16 protein-coding genes and 1 pseudogene are annotated in these 18,915 nt (G+C 38.4%); 5 read left to right on the top strand and 12 right to left on the bottom strand.

The features are described from left to right. Positions 1-30: 30 nt before the first annotated feature. The 7 genes and pseudogenes from A37Q_RS0109695 to lgt all read right to left on the bottom strand — a co-directional run bounded on the left by A37Q_RS0109695 (position 31) and on the right by lgt (position 6,105). The gene (locus A37Q_RS0109695; protein WP_018300075.1) at positions 31-951 is read right to left on the bottom strand and encodes a hypothetical protein; all 921 of its coding nucleotides are present in this window, start codon (positions 949-951) and stop codon (positions 31-33) included. Continuing rightward, on the bottom strand, positions 948-1,658 hold the full coding sequence (locus A37Q_RS0109690) for a LysR substrate-binding domain-containing protein (RefSeq protein ID WP_240402940.1): 711 nt from the start codon (positions 1,656-1,658) through the stop codon (positions 948-950). The genes A37Q_RS0109695 and A37Q_RS0109690 overlap by 4 nt, the downstream gene beginning before the upstream one ends. Before the next feature lie 57 nt (positions 1,659-1,715). Further along, positions 1,716-1,898, bottom strand: a pseudogene (locus tag A37Q_RS16610) (helix-turn-helix domain-containing protein); the annotation flags it as partial. 104 nt (positions 1,899-2,002) lie between these two features. Further along, a complete protein-coding gene (gene tilS, locus A37Q_RS15910) occupies positions 2,003-3,229 on the bottom strand; it encodes a tRNA lysidine(34) synthetase TilS (protein ID WP_018300073.1) in 1,227 nt (408 codons plus the stop codon). 4 nt (positions 3,230-3,233) lie between these two features. Further along, positions 3,234-4,475, bottom strand: coding sequence for a phosphoglycerate dehydrogenase (gene serA, locus A37Q_RS0109680; protein WP_018300072.1), 1,242 nt, complete (start codon positions 4,473-4,475; stop codon positions 3,234-3,236). A 2-nt stretch (positions 4,476-4,477) separates the two neighbouring features. Beyond that, positions 4,478-5,308 (bottom strand): thymidylate synthase, encoded by an 831-nt coding sequence (locus A37Q_RS0109675; protein ID WP_018300071.1) that lies wholly within the window; start codon positions 5,306-5,308, stop codon positions 4,478-4,480. Then, positions 5,293-6,105 carry a prolipoprotein diacylglyceryl transferase gene (lgt, locus tag A37Q_RS0109670; RefSeq protein ID WP_018300070.1) on the bottom strand — a complete coding sequence of 271 codons (813 nt, stop codon included), beginning with the start codon at positions 6,103-6,105 and terminating at the stop codon, positions 5,293-5,295. The genes A37Q_RS0109675 and lgt overlap by 16 nt, the downstream gene beginning before the upstream one ends. A 161-nt stretch (positions 6,106-6,266) precedes the next feature. Here lgt and fur point away from each other — a divergent pair, with 161 nt between their 5' ends. Both fur and recF read left to right on the top strand, forming a co-directional pair. Further along, positions 6,267-6,704 carry a ferric iron uptake transcriptional regulator gene (gene fur / locus A37Q_RS0109665; protein ID WP_018300069.1) on the top strand — a complete coding sequence of 146 codons (438 nt, stop codon included), beginning with the start codon at positions 6,267-6,269 and terminating at the stop codon, positions 6,702-6,704. Positions 6,705-6,710: 6 nt separating this feature from the next. Beyond that, on the top strand, positions 6,711-7,781 hold the full coding sequence (gene recF / locus A37Q_RS0109660; protein ID WP_018300068.1) for a DNA replication/repair protein RecF: 1,071 nt from the start codon (positions 6,711-6,713) through the stop codon (positions 7,779-7,781). Between the two features lie 16 nt (positions 7,782-7,797). On the opposite strand, the gene A37Q_RS15180 is transcribed toward recF, so the two are convergent. Next, positions 7,798-9,102: an ammonium transporter gene (locus A37Q_RS15180; protein WP_018300067.1), complete on the bottom strand. Its 1,305-nt coding sequence runs from the start codon at positions 9,100-9,102 to the stop codon at positions 7,798-7,800. A gap of 183 nt (positions 9,103-9,285) precedes the next feature. Here A37Q_RS15180 and A37Q_RS0109650 point away from each other — a divergent pair, with 183 nt between their 5' ends. Continuing rightward, positions 9,286-12,036: an FAD-binding and (Fe-S)-binding domain-containing protein gene (locus A37Q_RS0109650; protein WP_018300066.1), complete on the top strand. Its 2,751-nt coding sequence runs from the start codon at positions 9,286-9,288 to the stop codon at positions 12,034-12,036. 183 nt (positions 12,037-12,219) lie between these two features. Beyond that, the gene (locus A37Q_RS0109645) at positions 12,220-13,095 is read left to right on the top strand and encodes a fumarylacetoacetate hydrolase family protein (protein WP_018300065.1); all 876 of its coding nucleotides are present in this window, start codon (positions 12,220-12,222) and stop codon (positions 13,093-13,095) included. Here the strand turns inward: A37Q_RS0109645 and A37Q_RS15175 are convergent. From A37Q_RS15175 to A37Q_RS0109625, 4 genes are all read right to left on the bottom strand, one after another. Further along, positions 13,092-14,015, bottom strand: coding sequence for a DMT family transporter (locus A37Q_RS15175; protein WP_018300064.1), 924 nt, complete (start codon positions 14,013-14,015; stop codon positions 13,092-13,094). The two genes, A37Q_RS0109645 and A37Q_RS15175, sit on opposite strands and share 4 nt — an antisense overlap. Next, a complete protein-coding gene (gene ubiD / locus A37Q_RS0109635) occupies positions 13,999-15,486 on the bottom strand; it encodes a 4-hydroxy-3-polyprenylbenzoate decarboxylase (protein ID WP_018300063.1) in 1,488 nt (495 codons plus the stop codon). The genes A37Q_RS15175 and ubiD overlap by 17 nt, the downstream gene beginning before the upstream one ends. 84 nt (positions 15,487-15,570) lie before the next feature. Continuing rightward, positions 15,571-16,581, bottom strand: coding sequence for a hypothetical protein (locus tag A37Q_RS0109630; RefSeq protein ID WP_026196624.1), 1,011 nt, complete (start codon positions 16,579-16,581; stop codon positions 15,571-15,573). Positions 16,582-16,680: 99 nt separating this feature from the next. Further along, positions 16,681-17,844 carry a Bcr/CflA family efflux MFS transporter gene (locus A37Q_RS0109625; RefSeq protein ID WP_018300061.1) on the bottom strand — a complete coding sequence of 388 codons (1,164 nt, stop codon included), beginning with the start codon at positions 17,842-17,844 and terminating at the stop codon, positions 16,681-16,683. Positions 17,845-18,248: 404 nt separating this feature from the next. Between A37Q_RS0109625 and rpe the strand changes: the two genes are divergently transcribed. Continuing rightward, positions 18,249-18,914, top strand: a complete 666-nt coding sequence (gene rpe, locus A37Q_RS0109620) for a ribulose-phosphate 3-epimerase (protein WP_018300060.1) — start codon at positions 18,249-18,251, stop codon at positions 18,912-18,914. Position 18,915 lies beyond the last annotated feature (1 nt).

The following is an 18,915-nucleotide window of genomic DNA, read 5'->3' as shown; positions in this document are numbered from 1 at the left end:
ATTGTGGAATGTATAAGGTTTTATATGTATTTACTGGAGCTTAGCTTTAATCGCTGATATAAGTTGCTCTAAGATTTTCTGATTTTTCTCTGGAAGATTAGTTTTGCTATAAATATATAAGCTCTCACCCATTAGTCTGATATGCGGCAGAATTGGAATAAAATCATCCAAAAGAAAGGCCTTTAGGTAGATTGGTGCAACAACAATAGCATCAGAGAGTCTAGAAATCTGGAGATTAACAAGTAAAGAGTCACTTGAAATTGAAGGTTGTATTTCAAAGGCGTAGTTTTTGGTCTCACCTTGTAAGATAAATTCCATGGTGGTTATTTGCTTATCATTTAGGATTTCATGTTGAGCGAGTGTTTTGATGGAAATATCGCGGTATTTTTCAGCAAAGTTTTGATGTACATAAAATGCAGATGATAAGTTAGCGTTACTATAGTTTAACTTCCACTCCCAAGGGTCAATATAATGAATAGGAGTAAGGCTGAATATGCAGTCATGCTCTTCCAGCCAGCTAGCACAGACTTTTGGGTCGGAGTTAAACATTTCAAATGTCGTAAAAAGATTAATCGTGTACTTTTCTTTTTGTGTTTTTATCGTATCTAAAGCTGTTAATAAACTTGCTAGCTTGGGAGGGCAAATAAGTTTAACACTGTTTCGATAGGTAGTGATCTCTTTTTTGGCAAATTCAAATGCTGCTTCATAGGTTTCAAAAAGAGATTTTAGCTCATTAATAAGCCGATGTAATTTAACTGAAGCGATGAGTTGTCCATCACTGTCAAATTTAATTTTCTCACAAAGCACTTCTTCAACAAGAGAAATGCTTTTTCTGAAGGTTCTGACATCAATTTTGAGTCTTTGTGCTGCTAGTTTTAAGTCTTGTAACTCAAAAAGTAAAATAATGCGTGCAAGATGTTTTTTGGGAAGTTTTCTTAACTGAGATATCATTTAAGTATCCCCTTTTGTTGATTTACTCTGATAGCCATCACCATCGCATCGATCAGTGTGTTAACAGGTGTTTCTATGGCGCGGGAGAGCCTCTTTTTCTTATATACAGCATAGGTTTCATACTTAATAATACTTTGGGGAAATAAGTCAATAAGCTTGTATCCTTGCAAGCTTTGCTCAGTACTTGGTAGGCAAGCGATACCAAGGTGATTAGTGACAAAAGCAAGCTGTGCAATAATAGACTCAGAAGATAGTTTAAGCTCAATGGGGATAGCTTGGGTGATATTGTTTTTATCTTTTATATTCCATGAGTCTTCACTACGACTAAAGTTACTACAAGGGTGTTTTGAAAGTGCATCAAGTTCAATGGGAATTACACATTCATTAAAATATCGCTCAGAGCAATAGAGTTTGTAAGGAATTTTAAATGAAATAATCTTTTCAAATAGCGTCTCTTTGGAATAAAGCCCTTCTGTTAAAGCATCTGGACAGTCTTTGTAGAATAAGATGTCACAAAATTTAGCAAGTGACCATATGGGTGCGCTACGAGATTTAGGGTCAATGAGGCGAATATTAGAGTTCGTATAAGAGAGAAATTTAAAAACATAGTCTTTCTTAAGCGAGCTTAATAGTTTTATATGATCACGAATAATTGCTGTACTAAAACCGATGCCAGATAAGATAGTAATCACTTTTCGAGTAGTCATTAAGTCAAACTTGATGGATGATAAAAAAAAGGAATTATGCAATATTCTTCCTTCGGTTGTTAATGACAGACCTTGTTTAGTTCTATGTATGAGTTTTAAATTTAAAAAGTTTTCAAGTCGGTCAATTGTGCGCCAAATGGAGCTTTTGGAGCAGTTTTTTTGGTTTGCTAATAGATCCACAGAGCCACATTTAACCAGCTCTAAAAAAGTGGAGATTTCTTCATAATACTCAAAAAGCATACTCAGTCGGTTAATTTATTAATACCTTTGTACTCATAAGTATAGGTTAAATAAAGCATATTGATTTAGCTTAGTTATTGTAGGTATTCAGGTGGTGGTTTGAGCTATGGACAGATGAAAAACGGATAAAGGGCGATAATCTTTTGAGGATTATCTTTCCATGTGATTACTTTTAGTTTTTCCCGTTCGTGTACTGGTATTTTAAGCTCTTGAAATAATATCTTTAGTTTTTGTTTGTGTGCTCTACCCGGATATCGACAGCGATCAGAGCTCTCACGTTCACGAATCGATATATCATTGATACTAATATCCAGCTTAGGTTCTTGTGAGTTAAGCCAAAGAATAATGTTATCGATATCAGTGGCAGTCTGAGAGCTTTTGGGTGTTTGAACACTTAAAGATGAAAATTGGATCTCTATCATATGACCTTTTACAGGATAAAGCTTATTTGAGAGTTTCTGGTTAACCCCTTGAATGATTTGTTCAAGTTGTGCATGATTGATATAAATAGCATATGTATGACTTAGCCAAAAATGGACAAGAAGCTTTTGCTTGTAAAGACTAAACTGTCCTAACTTGATAATATCAATACTGCCATTTTGATTAAGAAGCATTGATAAATCATTTTGTAAGTATTCATCAAGCACCTCTTTTGTTTCCTGGCACCATTTTGCAGAGCGAGCGATAGTTTTAGCTGCGTTTGATTTAATCATATCAAGCTCTGGGAAGATCTTATGCCTTAAGGCATTTCGTGTGAATTTCAAGCTTTGATTGCTCTCATCTTCCACCCAGTGAATGCTGTGGTATTGGCAATAAGTTTTAAGCACATTTTTGCTAATGGATAAAAAGGGGCGAATTAAGCGATGATTGCCAAAAGGTTTATCTTCTGCAATAGCACTTAAACCATCAATGCCGCTTCCTCTTAAACTTTGCAGTAAAAAACTCTCAGCTTGGTCTTCCATGTGATGAGCTGTTAATAAAAGTGAATTTGAATACTGTGATACTATATCATTAAAAAACTGATAGCGTTCTTTTCGAGCCCAGTTTTCAAGGTTTGATTTAGTTTGAGGCGGCGTAAGCATTATGCTGTGAAAGTATACCCCTAAGCGTTGCGCTTCACTGCGACAGTGATTTTCCCATAGCGATGCAAAATCGCTTAAACCATGATTCACATGAAGCGCATGGATGGGGAGTCTGCCTTTAAAAAATGAACTTAAGTGTAAAAGTGCACTTGAATCTAGGCCTCCACTATAAGCAATAAAAAGCGCTTTGGGTTGATACAGATCAATCCATTTTTGTATCAGCGTGGCAGAAAGTAGTGGGTTTTTCATTTGATTAAAATAAAACGCGTGAGCGAATAGTCCCATCGATTGATTTTAGTTTTGCAATAATGCCTTTTGAATCCTCATCACTGCTTTTAATATCAATCACAACATAACCGACCTCATTTAAAGTGCGCAAAAATTGCCCTTCGATATTAACATCCAAATCTGAAAATACACGGTTAATTGCGCGCATAATGCCGGGTTGATTATGATGAATATGAAGGATTCGGTGCACATTCTCTTGAGTGGGAAGGGATAACTCTGGAAAATTGACAGCAGATATAGTCGAGCCATTATCGCTATATTTTATCAGTTTATCAGCAACTTCAAGTCCGATATTCTCTTGTGCTTCTTGTGTGCTTCCGCCAATATGTGGTGTTAAAAAGACATTTTCAAACTGGCACAGCTTGCTCATAAAAGGATCTTCATTGGATGAAGGCTCATGCGGGAATACATCAATGCCTGCGCCTTTTAAATGTTTATCATTAAGCACTGTAACCAACGCTTCAATATCAACCACCTTTCCGCGTGATGCATTAATGAGCACGCTGCCTTTTCTCATTGCGCTTAGCTCTCTCTTCGTCATTAAATTGCGTGTGGAAGGTAAATCAGGCACATGGAGTGTCACAATATCAGATTTTTCTAATAGTTCCATGAGCGTGTTAACAGGTTTAGCATTACCAAGAGGGAGCTTATTTTCGGTATCATAAAATAAGATATTAAGTCCTAAGCTTTCTGCTAATACACTAACTTGGGAGCCAATATGCCCATAACCTACAATCCCAAGTGTCTTACCGCGCACTTCATGGGCTAAGTGTGCTGATTTTTGCCATTTGCCTTGATGCATAAGAAGGTTTTTATCAACAACATTACGATACAGAAGAATCATTTGCCCAATGACTAACTCTGCCACGCTTCTGGTATTTGAGAAAGGGGCATTAAAAACAGGGATGCCAAGCTCTAATGCACTATCTAAACTCACTTGATTGGTGCCAATGCAAAAGCAGCCAATTGCAATGAGATGCGGACATTGTCGTAAAACATTATCCGTTAACTGGGTGCGGGAACGCACACCCACTATTTTAACATCTTGTAGTTTTTGGATTAGCTCTTTTTCATCAGGAGCATATGAAATCTGCTCCACATTGGTATAACCTGCGTTGATAAAAGCATCATAAGCTTGGGGATGTACGCCTTCAAGAAGCAGTACTTTAATTGCAGATTTATTCAGAGAAGTTTTTGTATTATTCATGGCTATATGGCAACCTTACCTTTTATTGCGGGATGGTGTTGATAGTCACAAATAGTGAAATCGCCATATTCATAATCAAAAATGCTTTCTTTTTTATTGATCTTAAGCTGAGGGAGGGCATAAGGTGTGCGTGATAATTGCTCGTCAATCTGTTCAAAGTGATTGGTATAAATATGGCAATCTCCACCTGACCAAATAAACTCACCAACATCCAAATTACACTCAAGTGCAACCAAATAGGTTAACAGCGAATAGGAGGCAATATTAAACGGGACGCCCAAAAAGGCATCTGCTGAGCGCTGAGTTAGCATGCAAGAAAGCTTGTTATCAGCAACATAAAACTGAAAAAGGGTGTGGCACGGTGGTAAGGCGGCTTTGCCTTGTTTGACATTTTCTTGTGGATTAATTGACTCATCCGGTAGCACTTCAGGGTTCCAAGCAGACACAATAATTCGTCTCGAGTCAGGTTTTGTTTTGATTAAATCAATTGCGCTTTGAATTTGATCTATTGTGTCACCGTTGGTACATTGCCACGAACGCCACTGTTTACCATATATCGGACCAAGATCGCCATCTTCAAGCGCCCATTCATTCCAAATACGCACGCCATTATCTGTCAAATACTGGTTGTTAGTATCTCCCTTTAAAAACCATAAAAGCTCATAAATAACACTCTTTAGATGGATTTTTTTGGTGGTAACCAGTGGAAACCCCTCTTTGAGATTAAAGCGCATCTGGTAGCCAAATACACTTTTTGTGCCTGTACCAGTGCGGTCAGTTTTACTGACGCCATGTGTTTTAATATGATCGAGAAATGCTAAGTATTGCTGCATAACTTACCTTTTGATTGTGTTGACTGAGAGGAGACATATAGTAAGACAAGAAGCCCACCAATAATCATTGGCAAAGAAAGTACCTGTCCCATAGTCATCCAGTTGAAAAGAAGATAGCCCATCTGCGGATCTGGCTGACGGAAAAACTCAGCAATAAATCTAAATAAACCGTACCAAAGCAAAAAGTGTGCAGAGATGAAAAGTCTTGGCCTTTGTTTTCTGGAAAGAATCCATAAAATTAAAAATAGGACAATGCCTTCTAAAATAAGCTCTAATAACTGTGATGGGTAGCGTGGCAATGGTCCACCGGTTGGAAAAATCATGCCAAAAGGTGAGTCGGTTACACGCCCCCAAAGCTCATCATTAATAAAGTTCCCTAAGCGACCTGCACCAAGACCAATGGGTACCATCGGCGCAATAAAATCTAGAATATCAAACACATTACATTTGTTTTTCCGGCAGAAAAGACCAATTGCTAAAACAACACCAATTAACCCGCCATGAAAAGACATGCCACCATCCCAAACTTGAAAAATAACCCAAGGGTGAGAGACAAAGTTGCTAAAATCATAAAATAGCATGTAACCAATTCTTCCGCCCAGAATCACACCAAGTGCGGCATAAAATATCATATCAGAGACTTGCTCTTTTTTGATGGGACTATAAGTGTTTTTGCAGCGGTATAAAGAAAGAATCCAAGCACCAGCAAAGCCAATAAGATACATGATTCCGTACCAGTGGACTTTAATGGGGCCAATTGAAAAGGCAACTGGGTTAATCTCAGGATAGATAAGCATAAACTGTCGGGCATAGTTTAGTGTGTCAAGATGGTCTTAATTATATATCACACGCTAAGTATTTTACAGCAGTTGTTGGGAGAAAATTCTGTAAGCATGACTTCATTTATGAGTGCTGAGCAGGTAGAATAAATGTAGAGTTATTTAGGTGAATTATTCCAATGCGTCTAGGCAAAGAAGATTTAAAACAAGCAGGGTTGAAGATAACGCAGCAACGACTGAAGATTTTACATATATTTGAAAACTCAGATCAAAGGCACTTGTCAGCTGATGATGTCTATCGCATCTTACAGCAAAATAGTGAAGAAGTTGGGATTGCAACGGTCTATCGTGTGTTGGCGCAATTTGAGTCTGCCGGTATATTGCAAAGACTTAATTTAGGGCGAGATCAAGCAGTGTACGAACTTGAGTCAGATGAACACCATGATCATATGATTTGTATTTCATGTCATAAAGTTGAGGAGTTTGTTGATCCTGTGATTGAAGCAAGACAAATTAAGGCGGTTGAAGAGCTTGGAGGAGAGCTTCATGAGCATAGCTCAGTTCTTTACATTAAATGCCATGAGTGTATTAAAAAAGATAAAGCACGTAAGAAATAGCATTCGATGCAATTAACCTCCCTAGATATACACCACTTTCGTAATATTAGCTCTGCGCGGATTGACTTTCATTCACAATTAAATTTAATTAGTGGTCAAAATGGCTCTGGAAAAACAAGCATTCTCGAGGCGATTTATTTTTTATCATTAGGGAGATCATTTCGAAGCTCACAACTTGTTAGGATTATTGAACACAATAACTCAGGTTTTCAACTTTTTGCCAAAGTCTTTGATGAGAGAGGCTTTAGTATTGCGAGCGCGCGTGAAAAAAATGGCAAAAGCACAGTGAAGTTAGATGGGGAGGTTGTTAGCTCTCAAAGTGAGTTAACGCAAGCTTTTCCCGTGCAAATATTTAATCCTGAGAGCTTTAATTTAATTAGTAGTGGCGCAAAGGAGCGCTGCAAAGTACTAGACTGGGGCGCATTTTATCATGATGTTGGGTTTTTAAAGTTATGGCAACAGGCAAAGCATTTAATTAAACAGCGAAATGCAGCCTTAAAACAAAGATTTCCCATGAGTTATATTCAGGCACTGGATCAAGCGCTTTTGAAAAAGGCTGAGCGTTTAGATGCTAAAAGGCAGGCATATTTTGCCCTTCTAAAGCCCAAAGTATTGAGCATTTTATCTACATTTTCTGAAAGTATTGACTTGTCGATAGAATATCATCGTGGTTGGTCACATGAAAAACCACTTGATGAAGTACTAAATTCTCATTTGGATGCTGATTTAAAGTCAGGGACAACTTCTTATGGGCCACATCGGGCAGATCTTCGCTTTAAAATTAATCATCACCCCGCGCAGGACATTCTATCTCGCGGGCAGCAAAAGCTATTGATATTAGCGCTGAAATTAGCACAGGGAGAGCTTTATACCTCAGAGCATAAAAAAAGCTGTGTTTATCTTCTGGATGATCTTTATTCCGAATTGGATCAACGACATTTGTCAAAAGTATTTGAAAATTTGCTTGATATGGATGCTCAGCTGATTGCCACGAGTATTTCGCCAGAGCAAATTAATCAATATTTTCATCAACAAGAACATGCAAGTTTTCTTATTGAACAAGGAGAGATAAAATAACATAGCACTACTGATGCTACTTAAGTTTTTGTGCACTTTTGAGCTGGCGATAACGCTGAGCTTTTTTATGTAATACTTTGGCTTGTAAATAGTTATAGCCTTTTAAACTGGAGTATGCCACTTCATTATGCTGGGTTAAATCCAACCCTAATTTCTCTTCTTCATCAGAGACACGAAGCTTGCCAAAGAGCATAATAAATTTAGCAATAAGATAGGTTGCTAGTGCTGAAAAAACAACAACGGAGACAATGGCAATGAGCTCAATCCCAATTACATGGAAGTTACCATAGATAAGCCCATTATGGCCATCTGGATTAATGAGTTTAGAGGCAAATACAGCAGTCAACAGGCTGCCAATGATACCAGAGAGGCCATGAGCCACAAAAACATCTAAAACATCATCTACTTTATGTTTGAATTTGACTTGAATTTTAAGTGCATAATAGCAAATTACAGATGTAATAGCGCCGATAAGCACAGAGGACCAGACAGGGACAAAGCCTGCCGCAGGTGTGATGGCAACGAGCCCCACAACCGTTGCAATAGAGGTGCCAACAATAGTGGATTGTTTCTTTTCAAACCAGCTGAGTAACACCCAGATAATAATAGCGCTTGAGGTTGCTAATAGTGTATTAAGTGAGGCAACAACGGTTAAAAAAGAGATATTAAGTGTTGATCCGGCATTAAAGCCAAACCAGCCAAACCAGATTAAAGTCACACCGAGAAGTACGAAAGGAATATTATGATGTTCTTTGCTTTGATCAGTATATTTTCTGGGTTTAAGAATGATTGCCAACGTTAAGGCTGAAACGCCTGCAGTTGTATGTACAACAAGACCGCCGGCAAAGTCCATGACACCCAATGAGGCAAGCCAGCCATGTTCGCTCCAAAGCCAATGAGCAACGGTTGAGTAGACAATAATTGACCAAAGGATAATAAAAAGACAGTAGCCCCGAAAGGACATCCTGCCAACAACCGAGCCAGAAATAATGGCGGGGGATAAGGTTGCAAACATCATTTGAAAGAAGATAAATGCGATAAATGGAATATTATTTGGTGCTAGAATTTTAGCCAGATCTTGATGGGATAGGAATACGTCACTAATATTGCCAAAAAAAGGATTGCTTCCTGAAAATGCAAGGGATGAGCCAAAAACCCACCATATAATGGGAATGATTGCAGCGGCGGCAAAACTCATTTTTAATGTGTTGACAGCATTTCTCTCTGGCGCAAGGCCAGAGTAAAAAAAAGCGACACCAAAGACCATAAGCCAGACAAGTAACGCAGAGAATATCACCCAAAAAGTATTAATATAGTCCATAAATCTCCCTTTATAATCTCACAGAATACATTATTTTTAGCATGCTATTGAGCATCCAGCATATAAGCTTTTGAAAAAATTTGCTAGCACCTTTAAAGATTTTAAAACATCCTGCTATTTGAGAGTATAAATTACTGAAAGAGCCTGTTAGCATAAAGTAATACGGTTATAGTTTGTTCTTGTATGTCTATAAAAGCATTTATTGATCAGGTTAAAGGATTTGTTAGAGCGGAAAATATTATCACTGATGAAGCACTTTGCTTTGCATTGTCAACGGATGCTTCTGTCTATCGTTTGATTCCAAAAGTGGTTATTTTTATTGAGACGCTGGATGAAGTAAAAGCGATATTGCTATCTGCAAATAACTATAAGGTCCCAATAACTTTTCGTGCGGCAGGAACGAGCCTTTCAGGGCAAGCTGTTAGCGATTCGGTGCTGGTTGTATTGAAAAACGGGCATTGGCGAGAGTTTGACCTCAATATATCAAAAGAGTCAGTATGCGCAGGTGTTGGCTGGGTCGCTGGTGATGTCAATAAGCAATTAGCGCCTTTTGGCTATGAGATAGGACCTGATCCGGCCTCAATTGATAGTTGTAAAATTGGTGGAATTGTCGCAAATAACTCAAGTGGAATGTGCTGTGGAGTTGCTAAAAACACTTACCATACGATGCAGTCGATCAAGTTTACTTTGGCTAATCGGACAGAGGTTGATACAGCATCAAAGGCATCAGTATCTAGATTTCAAGAGCGTAATCAATCACTGTTAACTGCACTTGCACAACTGGCAGATGAAGTAAAAACGGATGTTGAGTTAACAGCCTTAATTAAAAATAAATTTAGCATTAAAAATACAACAGGCTATGCACTGAATGCACTTGTGGATTATCAAGATCCTATTGATATTTTATCACATTTGTTGATAGGGTCAGAAGGAACGCTTGGATTTGTGTCGGCGATTGAGTATCAGTTGCAGAAGCTACAACAGTATAAAGCAGCAGCATTTTTAATGTTTGACTCAATGGCTAAAGCAGCTAAAGCTGTGAAACGATTGCAAGAATTGCCTGTTGAAACAGCAGAGTTGATGGATAGTGTGTCATTAAAAAGTGTGCTTGAAACCAATAGCGGTAGTTTTTTAAAAGAGATTGAAATCAAGCAGCATAACGTGGCACTGTTAATTGAAACAAAAGCAGATGATAAGAGCACTTTATTACAAAATATCAGTGATATTCAGTTAAATTTGAAGCGTATGACGGCTGTCAATTTTGTAACTGAAGCAGAAAAGATTCAGCAACTATGGAATATTAGAAAGGGGATATTGCCCGCTGTTGGCGGTAAAAGAAAAACAGGTTCTAGTGTAGTGATTGAAGATGTGGCAGTTCACCTTGATGATCTGCCTTTATTGATTGAAAAGCTTCATGTGTTATTTCAGCAGTATCACTATCAAGAAGCGTGCATATTTGGGCATGCATTAGCAGGGAATTTGCACTTTGTGTTTACGCCTATTTTTAATACCGATGCGACAAAAGAAAACTATAAGCTATTTATGGAAGCATTGGCAAATGTGGTGGTTAGTGAGCTTAAAGGTTCTTTGAAAGCAGAGCATGGAACAGGTAGAAATGTTGCCCCTTTTGTTGAATTGGAGTGGGGTGAGAAGGCTTATAGCTTAATGTGGCGGATAAAAAACCTTCTTGATCCTAATGGCATTTTAAATCCAGATGTCCTTCTATCAAAGGACCCTGAAGTGCACCTGAAACATTTAAAAGAGATTCCCGCAACAAATACACAGATTGATAAATGTATGGAATGTGGGTTTTGTGAATCAGCCTGTCCAACAAGAAACATCAGCCTAACACCAAGACAGAGAATAGCCGCTTTTCGCTATGCAAAGCTGTATGATAAAGATATTAAATCCGTGATGTCCTATCCGGTGAAAAGTTGTGTGATGACAAGTTTATGTAAAATTAAATGCCCCGTTGATATTGATACTGGAAACTGGCTTGAAAGCTCGAATTATACTCAAGAGAGTAGACAGGCTCAAAGGTTAAAGAAAACTATTTTATCTCATTCAAGCTTATGGAGAGGCGTATTAGCTACAACGCAAACCATCAATAAATATACAAATTATGGGTTGACTAAAAGTAGTGGCTGGTTGTTAAAAAAGGGCATGCATAGTCTTTATTACCCTAAGCACATGCCAAACCCTCTCAAACAGCAAGAAGTTAAAAAGGCGTGTATACAGACAAAGGGTTTAGGTAAAAGAATTATCTATTTCCCTTCATGTATCAATGAGGTATTTGGTGGAGACCCTGTTAATATAAAAGCAAAGGGCGCTAAAGTTTCAATGATAAGCTTAATGCAAACTTTAGACTATGATGTGACTGTAGCAAAATCAGGGTTTTGCTGCGGGAAAATGCTAAAGCAGAAAGGGGAATCTGATAGTTATGCAAAGGCGTTAGAGAGCTATTTATATAACTTAAGTGAAAAGGGACAGCTTCCTATTGTGACAGATATGAGCTCATGTGCTTTGGAAATAGCAAAAACCTTTTATCAACTGAAAGTGCAAGATACCACTGAGTTTATTTACAATGAATTGGCATTGCAGAAAAAGTTACATCAATCCATCAAACGCTATCAAAAAATTGCACTTCATATAAGCTGTAGTACACAGCATCTAGGGCAAATAAATATGTTAAAAGCCATTGCAAAGGAGTTGGCTTGTGAGGTTGTGATTCCTTTATCTCTTAGCTGCTGTGGTTTTGCCGGAGATAGAGGATTTAGTGATGCGAAGATCAATCAGTTCAGTTTAATGAATGTAGCTGAAGAAATCAGTGGTTGTGAAATTGGCATTACGACTAACCGCACCTGTCAAATTGGACTAAATGAATATACTAAAGTGCCTTTTTATCATCTTATTGAAGTTTTGAATTTTTCATGACGTAGTTTCTCTGGACTTTAGGATGTTTTTCTCCATAAAACTTATCTGTTAACAAGCATCACTTTGTAGTACTCTTTAAATGTCTTAGCGTGCTCTGCCAATGTTTTAAATTCTATAAATTGTACAAATAGTAGCTCATTATGTGGGGCTTGCTAAATTAATACAAATCTTAGGAGGTTTTCGATGAAGTTTTTACGTTATTTTCACTATGAGGAAGTTAAACCAGCGATTTTTTATAATGGGAAGATACTTGATTTAAGTCAATATGTTAAAGAGGTTAGTCCGTATTATATTAAAGAGTTGCAAGCATTATTACAGCTGAAAGAAGGTGAAATAGAGAAGTTGCCTATAATAGATGAAATATTAAATGAACATAAGGTTATGCCTTGCATTCATCATCCGGGTAAAATTGTAGCCATTGGAATGAACTATATAGATCATTTAGAACGTGTGGATTTCTTAGGCGGCCCTCATGTATTGCCCAAATATCCTATATTTTTTCAAAAGCCAAATAGTAGCGTAGTAGGTGCATATGATGAAGTTTATATTCCCAGAAACTGCAATAAGTTAGACTATGAAAACGAGCTTGCAGTGATTATTGGGAAGTCAGCAAAGTATGTTGATACCAATGAAGCTGCCAAATGTATTTTTGGTTATTGTATTGCAAATGATGTGTCGGATAGAGGATTACAGTTTCAGGATCCTGGGCAGTATGAGATGGGTAAATCATCCGATACTTTTTGTCCATTAGGACCATATATTGTAACTCCGGATGAGGTAGATGTTGGTCATTTATCTATCCAAACAAAAGTAAATGGAAAGCTTATGCAGGATGGGACAACAAAAAACATGGTGTTTGATGTGCCCAAATTAATATCAATATTGAGCAAATATTTTACACTACAGCCTGGCGATGTTATTTTAACTGGAACGCCCAAGGGGGTTCAATTGGAAGAGGAAATTTTAGGAAATGAGCCGAATTATTTACGAGTTGGTGATGTTGTGGAGCTCTCAATTCAAGGGCTTGGTTATCAAAAATCAGTGATACAGCAAGACTAATTTTCTGCCACTTCTTTTTCTTTTTTCAAGAGCAGGGTGAGTAAAATAATGGCGCCAATTATGCAAAATACACCAAGCCAAGAGCTTGAGTTTAAAGACTCTCCATAAAATAACTTACCCCACAAAAGTCCAAATACAGATGCCATTCCCCCAACCAGCGAATAATAAATAGGACCTGCCAATTTAATAAGCACAAAAAGCACAATATAGCCAAGGCTGGATAAGATGATTTCAAGAATAATCAACCAATCATTGATCTGAAGTGGGAAGCTAATGGGGTGAAATGCGCCCATAATGAGTGTTAAAGGTACAAGGCATAGTGATGAAATGATTAGCATGCCAAGTGATAAGCTTAAAGAGTTACTAGGCATTGGGCGAAAAGCTGCAATCCATACGGCACATAGTGCAAATGATAAAGGAGCAATGAGTGCAATAATACTCCATGGGATATTATGCAATGTGGGTAAAGTCAAGTTACTTAAGATAGTGAGAAGAATTCCCAAAAAGCCTAGAAGCACAACGAAGAAGCGTTTTAATGAAAAATGCTCTAAGGCAAATAAAATGGACAGTGGGAAGATTAAAATTGGCACGGTATTGATTAAAACAGTTAGAATGCCAGAGGGGATGTGGGCTGCAGCAAAGTACATCACAGTATTTGGAATGGCAATACCCAAAACGCCACAAGCAATATAGTAGCGAATATAGTTTGGTTTTAATGAAAAAGGGATGCGTGCGAATATAATCACCAAAAGTAAAAAGATCATAGGACCAAGTGATTGCCAGAACCCATAGCCAAGGGGGTGTACTCCGTGGGTCATGCAATAGCGTGCTATTGTATAGCCAGAGCCCCATAAGGCGCCTAGTAGGATTAATAAAGAAATGGCATAAAGGGCTTTTGGTTGCTTAGGCTTTTGAGTCATGATCAATCCCTAATGATTCCCAAATAGCATCAACTTTGGCTTTGATTTCCTCGTTCATCTCAATTTTTTCACCCCATTCTCTATGGGTTTCCCCTGGCAACTTATTGGTCGCATCAAGACCCATTTTAGAGCCAAGCCCAGAGGTAGGTGAGGCAAAGTCAAGATAATCAATTGGCGTATGGTCAATTAAAGTGGTATCGCGTGTTGGATCCATGCGTGTCGTAATCGCCCAGATGACATCTTCCCACGAGCGCGTATTGATATCGTCATCGACAACAATAACAAATTTGGTATACATAAACTGGCGCAAAAAGGACCAAACACCCATCATGACACGCTTGGCATGTCCTGGATATTGTTTTTTAATGCTCACAATAGCCAGACGATAAGAGCAGCCTTCAGGGGGAAGGTAAAAATCAACAATTTCAGGAAATTGCCGTTGAATAATAGGCACAAAAATCTCATTGAATGCAACGCCTAAAACAGCTGGCTCATCTGGTGGTCGTCCTGTGTAGGTGCTGTGATAAATAGGATTTTTGCGGTGGGTAATTTTCTCAACTGTGAAAACAGGAAAGCGTTCAACTTCGTTATAATAGCCGGTATGATCACCGTAAGGTCCTTCATTCTCTTCATCATTTGGGTAAATAAACCCTTCAAGTATGATCTCAGCATGAGCAGGAATATCAATATCTTCATGTAATATAGAAGTGCTAAGCTCAGTTTTTTGACCTCTTAGGAGGCCAGCAAATGCATACTCAGAAAGCGTATCAGGAATAGGGGTTACGGCAGCTAAGGTCGTTGCAGGATCAGCGCCGAGTGCAACCGCAACAGGAAATGGTTTCTCGGGGTGTTTTTTACACCATGCTTGATAGTCAAGTGCGCCACCTCGATGATGGAGCCACCGCATGATAAGGCGGTTTTTCCCGATGAGTTGTTGACGGTAGATGCCAAGATTTAAACGTTCTTTTCTAATGCTATTGGTAATGGTTAGCCCCCAAGTAATAAGCGGAGCCACATCTTTTGGCCAGCAAGTCTGAATAGGTAGTTTATAAAGATCTACGTCTTCTTTTTTGATAATAACTTCTTGAGAAGGCGCTTTTTTAATTTTCTTTGGTGACATCTTTAGCACTTGTTTTAATACAGGAAGTTTATCCCATGCATCTTTTAAACCTTTAGGGGGTTCGGGTTCTTTTAAATAAGCAAGTAACTCACCTATATCACGCAGTTTGCTGGCATCTTCAGCGCCCAGTGCCAGCGCAATACGCTTTTCAGTGCCAAATAGGTTAGTTAATACAGGCGTCGTAAACCCTTTTGGATTTTCAAATAAAAGTGCAGGTCCTTTTTTCTTAAGGGTTCTATCGGATATTTCGGTCATTTCAAGATGAGGGGAAATGCTTTGGTGAATGCGAACAAGCTCCCCTGTAGATTCAAGATATTCAAGAAACTCTCTTAAGTCTTTATATTGTAACATAGAGCGAAAACATACTTTGTGTCAGATAGTGATATGGTATCGTTTTAAGGTTTGAATGCAAGGGAATTAGTAAGCATCATTGTATTATATAAGTGCTGTTTCTTCAGAGTGAATATTCGCCTGTAGGGTCGTGTTTTCACATGTCCAAGTAATTTTATTGGCTTGAGAGATGGATTCACTGACAACAGTAGCATGATAGCTATCCCAAGCACGATAGCTAAGCACTTCTTTCCAATCATCAAGCTTAGAAAATTCAGCTTCAAACATAGGCAGAAACTGACTAAAGGCTGTAAAAAATTTAACTTCAATATTGCTGGGGTCAACCTTATACTCAATTTCAGCATAGGCAACGGTGCAGCAAAAATTGAGTCCATCTACAAACTCAGCTTCTTCGGGGGTTTTTTCTCTAGAGGCCTCCCAAAACGCATAGCCTTTAGGATAGAGAAGCTTTTTTTCTTCCAGAAGCTTAAAGCGTTGGTGTTTTTGTTGAAAGTTCCTTTCGGTATGTGCACGTAAATGCCCATTGTGCTGATCGATATTCACAGGTGTAAAATATGCTTTTAGGGTGAAATTCTGTAAGCCAAGTGATTTTAGCTGCTTTGATAAACGTCCGGCTAAAGAGTTATCAGGGTTCATAACCGATTGATTTGCCAAAGGAGGGGTTTGGTAGTTGACAGTCGATCTTGCTGCATAGCAAATGCATAATTTGAAATGCCAGACAGGGTAGGAAAGTTTGCCTAGATTGACAGCTTGGATGACGGTTAATATATCCGCAGCGATAGTTTCAATAGAAATCCAGACGGCTGTGCCAGTATCACCTGAAACAAGCCCGCCTGATTGTTCATATTGGCCGTGCCCAGAGATGATAAATTTTATATTGGTATAACGCCAAGTTTTCAGCTTGCTGGTAATGAAATCTGCAGCTGCACGAAGCTCAAGTGCTTTTGTTTCTGAGGATATTTTTGCATGGTAGCTAATAGCTGAAGATGCGTTGGTGGATTTAATCTCAGCATAGCGAGAAAGATGAGGGGTTCTTTGGCTGGTATGACTTTTTTCGGCATAAGTATAGTCAAAAATAATATAGGCATCTTTCATGGCATTTTGCACTCCGTTGCTGGTAAATATCATCTGATGTTAGCATGATAATCATACAAAAAATAAGCGTTTTATGGCAAATGCTGATTTTGAGATTAACTACTCTGGCTTGAGAAATAAAAATAGTAAATAATTGATTGCAGCGGTAATAAGATAGATAGCAATAAAAATAGGTAAAAGTGTTACTTGAATCAACCCAGCAAGGGCAGAGATAATGCTAATGATAAGCATGACTCCAGCGCCAGATAGGGCGCCTGCAGTGCCTGCAATTTTAGGGAAAAGACTCAGGCAGCGGTTCAAGTAGACAGGATAAATCAGCCCGACTATAAAGGATGAGACAAAGGCATTTAACAGCAAAACAAGCATATTCCAGTGACTTAGGAAGCTTATGATAAAGAAAGCAATGTTAATAGCGATCAAAAGATTGAAAGTAATTTTTAAATAGTTGCAATCAGATATATGGCTAAATATGCGTCGGAAGATTGTCCCAAAGAAATAGGCGAATCCAAGCAAAAGTGAGAAGTTTCCATAGGTGACAGCAGAGTATTGTAGTTGGCTTTGCACATAGAAACTGCCAATAATGCCAAAATAAAGTAAGATGCCATAAAGAATACCGCACTGTAAAAGCGCCCCTAAGAAGGCTTTATGCGACAGTATTGTTCGATAGTCTGAAAGAATAACATAAAGGTTTTTGTTTGCTCTTTCTTGATGTGTTTCAGGTAGATAAAAGTACATTAATACAAGTCCAACCAGGCCATAAACGGCAAGGAAGATAAATGGTGCTTGCCATCCTAAAAAGTGCTGTAAAAAACCGCCGATAAAGGGTGCTAAAATTGGTCCCAACCCCCAAACAATCGTCATTGAAGAGGAAACTTTTTTCATCTCATTGCCACGAAATAAATCGGTGGTTTGTGCTCGATTAAGTGCTGCAATACTCCCAGCGCAAATGCCGGAAATAAAGCGGAAGGTAATGACAAGATAAATTGAAGGGCTAAAAGCAATGAATAAGTTAAATAGGATATAGCCTACAAGACTTGCTAGAATCAGTTTTCGGCGACCTAAAATATCAGCAAGTGTTCCAAAGACAAGCATGCCAATAAACGCGCCAAGCATGAAACTACTGATAGTCATTTTTGTCCAAGCGGTACTAGTTGCTAAGTCTTGAGCAATAAAGGGTAAAGAAGGCGTGTATAGGTCGATGCCGATGCCAAAAATGGGAACACAGTATAAAATGGCAATAAGTGCTTTTGTTTTATGAATCATGTACAGAATATGAAGCTAGTGATGTAATTTGCGTTATCATCGCTAAAAGCGAAAAGAGAGTCAAAGAAGACAAGCAGTAATTCATGAATTTATCAGTTATACCACCCGCAAACCATTTTGCGGTGTTTAATGTTGAAGAAGTTTTTGATAGTTTTGAGTCATTAGGTTGCAGGTAATAGCTCGGACTATTAGCAATATCTGATGACTCAAAAGAACAAGAAATTCAATGGCAGAAATAGGGTAAAATGGTTTGCGGGTGGTATAGTATGAAGTGTTTTGCTTCAATGGAACACTTTTAGTCGGGCTTGTTGATAATTGAAATAAGTTGGCGGAACTCTCATGCTTACAATCAATGCGAAATCAGGTACAATCTACTACACACTTATCTACTGGAGTCAGATAATATGTCAACCTATCAAATTAACCCCTCTATCTTATCTGCTGATTTGGCACATTTAGCTGATGATGTGAATAAAGTTCTAAGCGCTGGAGCTGATAATATTCATTTTGATGTGATGGATAATCATTACGTTCCTAATTTAACCTTTGGACCAATGGTTCTATCAGCCTTAAAAAAGGCGAGGATTGATGCAAATATGGATGTGCATTTAATGGTCGAGCCAGTCGATAGTTTAATTGAGTCTTTTGCAAAAGCCGGTGCATCAAGTATTGTGTTTCATCCTGAAGCATCAAAACATGTGCATAGAAGCTTGAGTTTGATTAAATCTTTTGGGCTTCAAGCGGGTCTTGCACTGAACCCAGCAAGTAGTATTGCGCTTTGTGACAACGTTGTTTCTCTGATGGATCGAGTATTGGTTATGACAGTGAATCCAGGCTTTGGTGGGCAGGCGTTTATCCCTGAAATGCTTGATAAAGTAAAAGATATCGCTGATTGGATCAGTCGCACAAAGCCTGAGATTTTGCTGGAGGTTGATGGCGGTGTAAATATACATAATATCAAAAACTTGGCAGATAATGGTGCGCGTGCCTTTGTTGCAGGCTCTGCTATTTTTGGCGCTGCTAATTATCAGCAAGTAATTACACAAATGCGCCATTCATTGGCAAAATAAG

The organism is Fangia hongkongensis FSC776 = DSM 21703, from assembly GCF_000379445.1.
GTDB classification, from domain to species: Bacteria; Pseudomonadota; Gammaproteobacteria; order Francisellales; family Francisellaceae; genus Fangia; species Fangia hongkongensis.
This window is presented reverse-complemented; position numbering and strand designations above follow the sequence as displayed.